Genomic DNA, 8,913 nt, shown 5'->3' on the forward strand with positions numbered 1-8,913 from the left:
AAACCCGCCAGCCGGCGGGTTTTTTCTTGTCCGTCATTCGTGGGCCTTGAACCAGTCGTCGATCATCCTTTTCAGCCTTTCCCCGGAGAAACTCGGGAAGTGCCCGCCATGCACGGTGCGCACCGGCAACTCGCGCAGGCGCGAAAGGCTGGCGGCGTAGTCGTCGAGATTGGAGTGGTAGGCGTCCTCGATCAGCGGGCCGTCGTAGATGATGTCGCCGGAGAACAGCGTCTGCGTCTTCTCCTCCCACAGGCTGATGCCGCCCGGTGAATGCCCCGGCGTATGCAGGACCTGCAGGGTACGGTCGCCCAGGTCGAGTACGTCGCCTTCGTCGATGGTGCGGGTGGCCGGCGCGGCTTTCACCCGGTATTCGGCGTAGCACAGTGGGCAGTCCGGGTGCGCGTCGAACATCTCGTCGTCGACGAAGGCGGTGGCCAGGGTGCGCTCGCCGTCGGGGCTGGCAAGGATATCGGCTTCGGCCGGGTGCACCAGGCGTTCGTCGAACTCGTGGTGGCCGGCGATATGGTCGAAGTGGGTGTGGCTGGCCACCGCCAGCAGCGGGCGCTCGGTGAGCCAGGGAAGCTGCTCGCGCAGGCTCACCAGGCCGGAGCCGCTGTCCACCAATACATCGCGGGCGCGGCCCTGGATATGCCACAGGTTGCAGCGGTAGAAGGGGCGGACGTACGGCTCGTGGATCAGGCTGACGCCGTCGTAGCAGTGACGGACCTCGAACCAGCGGTCGCGGGTGACGATCTTCATGACTCGGATTCCGGGTGGAATGCGCGGCGCGCCAGCGCGCGGATCGCGGGTGGCTGTGCGTTCACCCTAACCTCTCCCGGAGGGAGAGGGCAGGGGTGGGGCGGGTTTGGACAACCCGCCCCGCTCAGCGGATGGATCAGGGTGCGAAGGGCGCCGCTTCCATCACTTCCACGATCAGCGGGCGATCGCTCGGGGCGTTGCGCAGCAGTTCCTGCAGGTGCGCGTGGTCGCGGGCGCGCTCGGCGGCGCAACCAAAGCCCTTGGCGATGGCGAGGAAGTCCGGGGTGTAGATGTCCACGCCCAGCGGGGTGATGTCGCGGCGTTCCATGTAGCGCTTGATCTCGCCGTAGCCGTGGTTGTTCCACAGCAGGACGATGATGCCCACCTTGGCCTCCACGGCGCTGGCCAGCTCGGTCAGGGTGAACTGCAGGCCGCCGTCGCCCATCAGGCTGATCACCGGGCGGCCCGGTTCGCCGAGCTTGGCGCCGATGGCGGCCGGCAGGCCGTAGCCCAGGGTGCCGTAACCGGTGGAGGCGTTGAACCAGCGACGGCCGCCGTCCAGTTCCACCAGGTGGTTGCCGCTGTAGACAGTCTGCGTCGAGTCGCCGACGAAGCGCGCATCGGGCAGTACCTCGAGGATCTTGCCGAACAGCTCGCGGTAATGCGCCCAGCCGCTGAAGTCCTCGGCCAGTTGCGCGCGAACCTTGGCCGCGCGCTGGGCGCCTGGGCTGCCTGCGTCAGCTTCGCGGGCCGGCAGCAGGTCGAGCAGGGCGCGCATGGCGGTGCGGGCGTCGCTGTGGATGGCGATGCTCGGTGCGTAGTTGCGCATTAGCTGTTGCGGGTCGATGTCGATGCGGATCAGTTCGCCGCCGATCTTGAAGTTGCCATCGAACACCACGTCATAGTCGGTCTCGCCCAGCTCGGTGCCGATGGCCAGGACCACGTCGGCCTCCAACGCCAGCTCACGGACCGGAATCAGCGACTGGTTGCTGCCGATCAGCAGCGGATGTTCCGGCTGCAGCAGGCCCTTGGCGTTGATGGTCTGCGCGGTCGGTGCGTCAAGCGCGATGGCCAGCGCGCGGGCTTCAGCCTGGGCTTCTACGCAGCCGCCGCCGAGCAGCAGCAGCGGGTTCTTTGCCTTGGCCAGCTTGGCGGCGGCTTCATGCAGCGGCGAGCGGGCCGGGGCAGGGCGGGCCAGTTGCACGCGCGGGCGCACCTGCATGTGATCGGCCGGGGCGGTGATGATGTCCAGCGGCAGCTCGATATGCACCGGACGCGGACGCTCGCTGTCGAACACGGCGAAGGCGCGGGCCAGCACGGCCGGCAGTTCCTCGACGCTCATCAGCGTGTGGCTGAAGGCGCTGACGCCGGCGACCATGGCGCGCTGGTTCGGCAGCTCGTGCAGGTAGCCGTTGCCGTGGGCCAGGCGCGAGCGTTCGTTGACGCTGCTGATCACCAGCATGGGGATGGAGTCGGCGTAGGCCTGGCCCATGGCGGTGAGGATGTTGGTCATGCCCGGGCCGGTGATGATGAAGCACACGCCCGGCTTGCCGGTGACGCGCGCGTAGCCGTCGGACATGAAGCCGGCGCCCTGTTCGTGGCGCGGGGTGATGTGGCGGATGCCGCTGTGGGGCAGGCCGCGGTACAGCTCGACGGTGTGTACGCCGGGGATGCCGAAGACGGTATCCACGCCCCAGGCTTCGAGTTGCTTGACGAGGAATTCGCCGCAGGTGGTCATGGCAGTTCCTTGGAGTTCGTGGGTGAGGTGGTCGTTAATCATGCAAAAGGGCGCGGAGATCAGCTCGCCGCGCCCTTTTGCCTAGCGCAAGGTCTTGTCAGGCCGCGTCGGCGACAGCTGCCGGGCGGGGCGACAGCAGGCTGACGACGATGAAGCTGATCAGGCCGATGGCCAGGCTGTAGTAGATCGGGGTGTTGGCGTCGAAGCCATCCTTGAGCATGAACACCAGCGCGGTGACGAAGCCCAGGGCCATGCTGGTGATGGCGCCGGCGGTGGTGGCGCGCTTCCAGTAGATGGCGCCGATCAGCGGGATCAGCATGCCGCCGACCAGCAGGTTGTACGCCAGGGTCAGGGCGCTGAGCACGTCGTTCACCACCAGGGCGATGGCCAGGACCACGACACCGGTAACCAGGGTGCAGATGCGGTTCAGGCTCAGGCGGGTGGAGCGCTGGCCGGTGACGATCGGCAGCAGGTCCTCGGTGATGGTGGTGGAGGCGGCGAGCAGGCCGGCGCTGGCGGTGGACATCATCGCGGCCAGGGCGGCGGCGATCACCAGGCCACGGATGCCGTCCGGCAGGGCGGCGCTGACGATGGCGGCGAAGGCGTTGTTGACGTTGTCCAGGTCGGGCAGCAGCACCTTGGCGCACATGCCGATCAGCGCGCCGACCAGGCCGTAGATCACGCAGTACACGCCCGCGGCGGTGCCGGCGTACTTGGTGACCTTCTCGTCGCGGGCGGTGAACACGCGCTGCCAGATGTCCTGGCCGATCAGGATGCCGAAGAAGTAGATCAGGAAGTAGGTGATGATGGTGTCGTAGCCGATGGTGTGGAAGCTGAAGGCGGTCGCCGGCAGCTTCGCCACCAGTTCGTCCCAGCCGCCCACGCGGTACAGGCAGATCGGCAGCAGGATGAACATCAGGCCGACGGTCTTGATGATGAACTGCACGATGTCGGTCAGGGTCAGGGACCACATGCCGCCGATAGTGGAGTAGATCACCACGACGCCGCCGCCCAGCAGCACGGACACCCAGAACGGCAGGCCGAACAGGACCTGCATGACGGTGCCGATGGCCAGGGTGGAGACCACGCCGATCATCAGCGCGTAGGCGAACATGATCACCGCCGAAGCCTGGCGGGCCATCGGGTTGTAGCGACGCTCCAGGACCTGGGTGACGGTGAAGATGCGCAGCTTGAGCAGTGGCTTGGCCAGGAACAGGTTCAGCGCGATGATGCCGGCGCCCAGGGCGGCGCACAGCCAGAAGCCGGAAATGCCGTGGACGTAGCCCAGACGCACGGTGCCCACGGTCGAGGCGCCGCCCAGGACGGTGGCGGCCATGGTGCCCATGTAGAACGACGGGCCGAGGTTGCGGCCGGCCACGAGGTAGTCTTCGTGGGTCTTGGCGCGGCGCATGCCGTACCAGCCCAGCCACAACATGCCAGCGGCATATATCAGTACGACGATCAGATCTAACGCCATGGTCGGCTCCTCACACTTGCATTGTCATTGTTGCCGCGCGCTTGTGGCGTGCGGTAGGGCATCGGACCGGCGGCGACCGGTCCGATGAGGGCTTTCAGGTAGAGCGCTTCGCGTCAGGCCGCGAAGCCTGGATCAGGCTGCCGGCTCGCTGATGCTGCGCACTGGGCGATCATGGCTGGCCACCCAGCGCGGGCCCTTGGGGCCATACACGCCAGCGGGTTCCGGGAAGGTCCGCAGCAGGGCCACGTAGAGCAGGGCGGCCATGCCGAGAGTGACCGGCAGGCTGATGTCGATGCCGCCGGCCAGGTTGCCGAGGGGGCCGACGAACTGGCCCGGCAGGTTGACGAAGCACAGGCCCAGGGCCGCACTCGGGATCCACGCGCCCATGCCGCGCCAGTTCCAGCCGTTGTGGAACCAGTAGGCGCCGCCTTCCTGGCCACGGGTGAACACCTGCAGGTCATCGGCGTGGTAGAAGCCACGACGGATAATCAGGCCGAGGATCATGATCACCATCCAGGGGCTGGTGCAGGTGATGATCAGCACGGCGAAGGTGGACACGCTCTGCACCAGGTTCGCGGCGAAGCGACCGATGAAGATGAAGGCGATGGACAGCAGGCCGATCAGCAGGGTCGCCTGTACGCGGTTGAGCAGGCGCGGGAACACGCTGGACATGTCCAGGCCGGTGCCGTACAGCGAGGTGGTGCCGGTGGACATGCCGCCGATTACCGCGATCAGGCACACCGGCAGGAAGAACCAGCTCGGCGAAACGGCCAGCAGGCCGCCGACGTAGTTGTTCTGCGCGATGTAGTCCGGAGCGTTGACGGCAACGATGGTGGCGGTGGCCAGGCCGAACAGGAACGGGATCAGGGTGGCCAGCTGGGCGCAGATCACGGCCAGCATGATGCGCTTCTGCGAGGTCTGGCGCGGGATGTAGCGCGCCCAGTCACCGAGGAAGGCGCCGAAGGACACCGGGTTGCTCATCGCCAGCAGGGCGGCGCCGATGAAGGCGGCCCAGAAACCTTCGCTGCCCATCTGCACGGTGCCAGCGTAGCCAGCGTCGAACGGGCCTGCGAAGGCGAACAGGCCGAGCAGGAACAGCAGGCTCGCGGCCCATACGGCGATCTTGTTGACCATCAGCATGAAGCGGAAGCCGTAGATGCAGACGATCAGCACCAGCACGGCGAACAGACCGTAGGCCAGGCCCAGGGTGAGGTCGGTTTCCGGCAGGTCGAACAGGCGCTTGGCGCCACCGATCAGCGCATCGCCCGAGCTCCACACGGAGAGGGAGAAGAACGCGACCGCAGTGAGCAGCGACAGGAACGAACCGACGATCCGCCCGTGTACGCCGAAGTGGGCGCCCGAGGAGACCGCGTTGTTGGTGCCGTTGAGCGGGCCGAACAGGCCCATCGGCGCGAGGATGAGCGAACCGACCAGCACGCCGAGCACGATGGCCCAGACGCCGGCCTGGAACGACAGGCCGAACAGTACCGGGAAGCTGCCCAGCACGGCGGTGGCGAAGGTGTTGGCGCCACCGAAGATCATGCGGAACAGGTCGGTGGGCGTGGCGTTGCGTTCGTGATCCGGGATCTGTTCGACCCCGAATGTCTCGATCGTTGTGATTGCGTGTGCGTTGTTCTTGTTATCCATGACTTCCTCCCGGGGAGCCCTGTCTTTATGGCGTCGGAGACGGTGACAGGTGCTCGTGTGTGGCCAGCCAGCGGCCCTGTTTCGGATCACGGCGGAAGACGATGGTCTCCCGTTCGTGGTTCAGGCTTTCCTCTCCCTGGATGCGCAGCCGCGTGGCGACGTCGTGGCAGAACACCGCCACGTCTTCGCTCTGCAGGCTCACAAAGGTGTTGCTCGAAAGGCAGTCAAGGACCTCGAAACCATCGTCACGCAGCCAGCCCTCCCACACCTCGCGATAAGCCGCGCGCGACAGCAGCGGCACCGGCCAGGTGTGGAAAATGAAGGAGGCGTCTTCGCTGAAGGCGGCGAAGTAGGCTTCGGTGTCGGTGCGCGCGAAGGCTGCCACGAGCTCGCGGGCAGCCTCCAGCACCTGTGCTACGCAGGCGTCGTTATTCATGTAGGTGCTCGTGCGCTCAGCGACGCTCTACGCCCGGGAGGATGCAGAGCATTTCGTAGAGCAGGTTGGCGCCGAGCAACGAGGTGTTGCCGGTGGTGTCGTACGGCGGGGAGACCTCGACCAGGTCGCAGCCGATGATGTCCAGGCCGTGGCAGCCACGGACGATTTCCATCGCCTGGATGGTGGTCAGGCCGCCGATTTCCGGGGTGCCGGTGCCGGGCGCCCAGGCCGGGTCGATGCCGTCGATGTCGAAGGACAGGTACACCGGGCCGCCGCCGACCTTTTCGCGGACTTCGGCCATCAGCGGTTCCAGCGACTTGTGCCAGCACTCTTCGGCCTGCACCACGCGGAAGCCCTGCTTGCGGCTCCAGTTGAAGTCTTCGGCGGTGTAGCCCTGCGCGCGCAGGCCGATCTGCACCACGCGGTCGCAGTCCAGCAGGCCTTCTTCCACCGCGCGGCGGAAGGTGGTGCCGTGGGCGATCTTCTCGCCGAACATGTGGTCGTTCACATCGGCATGGGCGTCGATGTGGACCAGGCCGACCTTGCCGTGCTTCTTGTGGATGGCCCGCAGGATCGGCAGGGTGATGGTGTGGTCGCCGCCCAGGGTCAGCGGGAGGATGCCGTGGTCGAGGATCTTGTCGTACGCCTCTTCGATGATGCGTACGGCTTCCATCAGGTTGAAGGTGTTGATCGCCACGTCACCGATGTCGGCGATGTTCAGCGAGTCGAACGGCGCAGCGCCGGTGGCCATGTTGTACGGACGGATCATCACCGACTCGGCGCGGATTTCGCGCGGCCCGAAACGAGTGCCGGAGCGCAGGGAGGTGCCGATGTCCAGGGGTACGCCGACGAAGGCGGCATCGAGCTGGTTGAGCTCTTCGGGGGACTGGATATGCGGCAGGCGCATCATGGTGGCAATGCCGCCGAAACGCGGCATTTCGTTACCGCCCAGGGGCTGGTGAAGTTTCTTGTCCATGGGGAGGGCCTCAGGCTGATCGCTGTCTTCGTGGAAACAGGCTTGTTGATACTTAGGGCCGGATTCTCTCCACGCCGGGTAGTGGAAAAAATCGCTGGCTACAAATAATCACTTCAGAGTTTTATAAACTAATAACGGTCGCTAGACTGCGCCACCTTGCCGCAGCAGACGGCTCGCCGGGCTTGTGGCCTGCGGTTCCTGAATAGATAGGTGGCTTGCTATCATCCGTTTTTCAGGTATAGAAACTACTGAACTAGAGCGGCCCGGCCGCGGTTTTGCGGAGTCTTCATGAGCGCGAGCGCATTGCCCGACGTCAAACTGCTGCGGATTTTCGCCTGCGTGGTGCGTAGCCAGGGCTTCGCCGCCGCCCAGCAGGAGTTGAACCTGTCGACCTCGGCGATCAGCACCTACATGAGCCAGTTGGAGAACCAGTTGGGCATCGTGCTCTGCCACCGTGGTCGCGGCGGCTTCGGCCTGACCAGCAAGGGCGAGCTGTTCCACCAGGAAACCCTGCGCATCCTCGGCGAGCTGGAAGGCTTCGAGCGCTATGCCGCGACCTTGAAAGGCGAGCTGCGCGGCACCCTGAACCTCGGCGTGCTGGATTCCACCGTGAGCGACCCGGCGCTGCCGCTGGCGGATGTGATCGGTTCCTTCAGCAGCCTGCACCCGGCGGTGCATCTGCACCTACAGGTGCAGAGCCCCTACGAGTTGCAGCTGGCGGTGCTGGACAACCGCCTGGACCTGGCCATCGGCTCCTTCTTCAGCCGGATGAACGGCCTGGTCTACCAGCCTCTTTATAGAGAGCAGCACTGGCTGTACTGCAGCGACCGCCACCCGCTGTTCGACGGCCGGCGCATTCCCGCCGAGCTGATCACCCAGCAGCGCATGGTCGGCCGTGGCTACTGGAGCCAGGCGGAGCTGGCGCGGCACGGCTTCAAGCACAGCGCCGGCACCGTGGAGAGTATGGAGGCGCAGCTGATCCTGATTCTCTCCGGCGGCTATATCGGCTACCTGCCCGAACACTACGCCCACCCCTGGGTGGAGCAGGGCCGCCTGCGTGCGTTGCTGCCGGCGACCTTCGGCTACCAGGCACCGTTCTCGCTGATCCTGCGCCGCGGCCGTTCCCGCGAGCCGCTGATCCAGAACTTCCGCGACCTGCTGCGCACCCAGCCGAGCCAGTCATGAGCCGCGCCCGTTGCCCGCGCTGCGAGCGCCCGCTGGATCATTGCCTGTGTGCGCTGATTCCCCGTGTGGATAACCGCACCCGCGTCCTGTTGTTGCAGCATCCGAGCGAGGCCGGCCATGCGCTGAATACCGCGCGGCTGGCAGCTCTTGGGTTGATCAATGCCGAATTGATGGTCGGTGAGGATTTCAGCGGCCTGGACCTGTCCGCCTGGGATGCCTGGTTGCTGTTTCCCGGCGAGTCCGCCCTGGTGCTGGGCGAACTGGCTGCTCGGCCTGTGGATAAACCGCGCCTGCTGGTGGTGCCCGATGGCACCTGGCGCAAGGCGCGCAAGCTGCTGCACCTCAATCCGAACCTCGCCGCGCTGCCGCGCGTTGTGCTGCCGGAAGGTCTCACCTCGCGCTACCGCCTGCGCAAGGCGCCGGCCGAAGGGGCTCTGTCCACCATCGAAGCCGTGGTGCATGCCCTCGATGCGCTGGACGCACCGCAATCCCACGCCGACCTGCTGCGTCCGTTCGATGCGCTGATCGAAGGGCAGATTGCCGCCATGGGGGAGGAGACCTTCCGGCGCAACCACGGGACGCGCTGCTGATCCGCTCCTACGAGATATCTCTGCGCTTGGGCCATCCCTCACCCTAGCCCTCTCCCAAGGGGAGAGGGKACCGTTCGGAGCAGGATGAAACCTTCGCGTCAGTCG

Annotated in this window: 8 protein-coding genes; 2 read left to right on the plus strand and 6 right to left on the minus strand. The window is 66.0% G+C overall.

All coding sequences use genetic code 11. The features are described 5' to 3' along the window. Positions 1–33 precede the first annotated feature (33 nt). The 6 genes from A9513_RS06840 to speB form a co-directional block, all read right to left on the minus strand. Positions 34–759 (minus strand): MBL fold metallo-hydrolase, encoded by a 726-nt coding sequence (locus A9513_RS06840; RefSeq protein ID WP_065084310.1) that lies wholly within the window; start codon positions 757–759, stop codon positions 34–36. A 136-nt stretch (positions 760–895) separates the two neighbouring features. Continuing rightward, positions 896–2,497 (minus strand): 5-guanidino-2-oxopentanoate decarboxylase, encoded by a 1,602-nt coding sequence (locus tag A9513_RS06845; RefSeq protein ID WP_065084311.1) that lies wholly within the window; start codon positions 2,495–2,497, stop codon positions 896–898. Positions 2,498–2,594: 97 nt separating this feature from the next. Further along, on the minus strand, positions 2,595–3,974 hold the full coding sequence (locus tag A9513_RS06850; protein ID WP_065084312.1) for a sodium:solute symporter: 1,380 nt from the start codon (positions 3,972–3,974) through the stop codon (positions 2,595–2,597). Positions 3,975–4,106: 132 nt separating this feature from the next. Further along, on the minus strand, positions 4,107–5,621 hold the full coding sequence (locus tag A9513_RS06855; protein WP_024765262.1) for a cytosine permease: 1,515 nt from the start codon (positions 5,619–5,621) through the stop codon (positions 4,107–4,109). Between the two features lie 25 nt (positions 5,622–5,646). Beyond that, on the minus strand, positions 5,647–6,057 hold the full coding sequence (locus tag A9513_RS06860; protein ID WP_037011698.1) for a nuclear transport factor 2 family protein: 411 nt from the start codon (positions 6,055–6,057) through the stop codon (positions 5,647–5,649). A gap of 16 nt (positions 6,058–6,073) precedes the next feature. Beyond that, entirely contained in the window at positions 6,074–7,033 is a 960-nt protein-coding gene (gene speB / locus A9513_RS06865; protein WP_024765260.1) for an agmatinase, read from the minus strand. Between the two features lie 288 nt (positions 7,034–7,321). On the opposite strand from speB, the gene A9513_RS06870 reads away from it, so the two are divergent. Together A9513_RS06870 and A9513_RS06875 are read left to right on the plus strand one after the other, a co-directional pair. After that, entirely contained in the window at positions 7,322–8,218 is an 897-nt protein-coding gene (locus A9513_RS06870) for a LysR family transcriptional regulator (protein ID WP_024765259.1), read from the plus strand. After that, on the plus strand, positions 8,215–8,808 hold the full coding sequence (locus A9513_RS06875) for a tRNA-uridine aminocarboxypropyltransferase (protein ID WP_065084313.1): 594 nt from the start codon (positions 8,215–8,217) through the stop codon (positions 8,806–8,808). Before A9513_RS06870 ends, A9513_RS06875 begins: the two co-directional genes overlap by 4 nt. Positions 8,809–8,913 lie beyond the last annotated feature (105 nt).

Origin of the sequence: Pseudomonas sp. AU12215 (assembly GCF_001675465.2) — a bacterium.
Lineage (GTDB): Bacteria > Pseudomonadota > Gammaproteobacteria > Pseudomonadales > Pseudomonadaceae > Pseudomonas > Pseudomonas nitroreducens.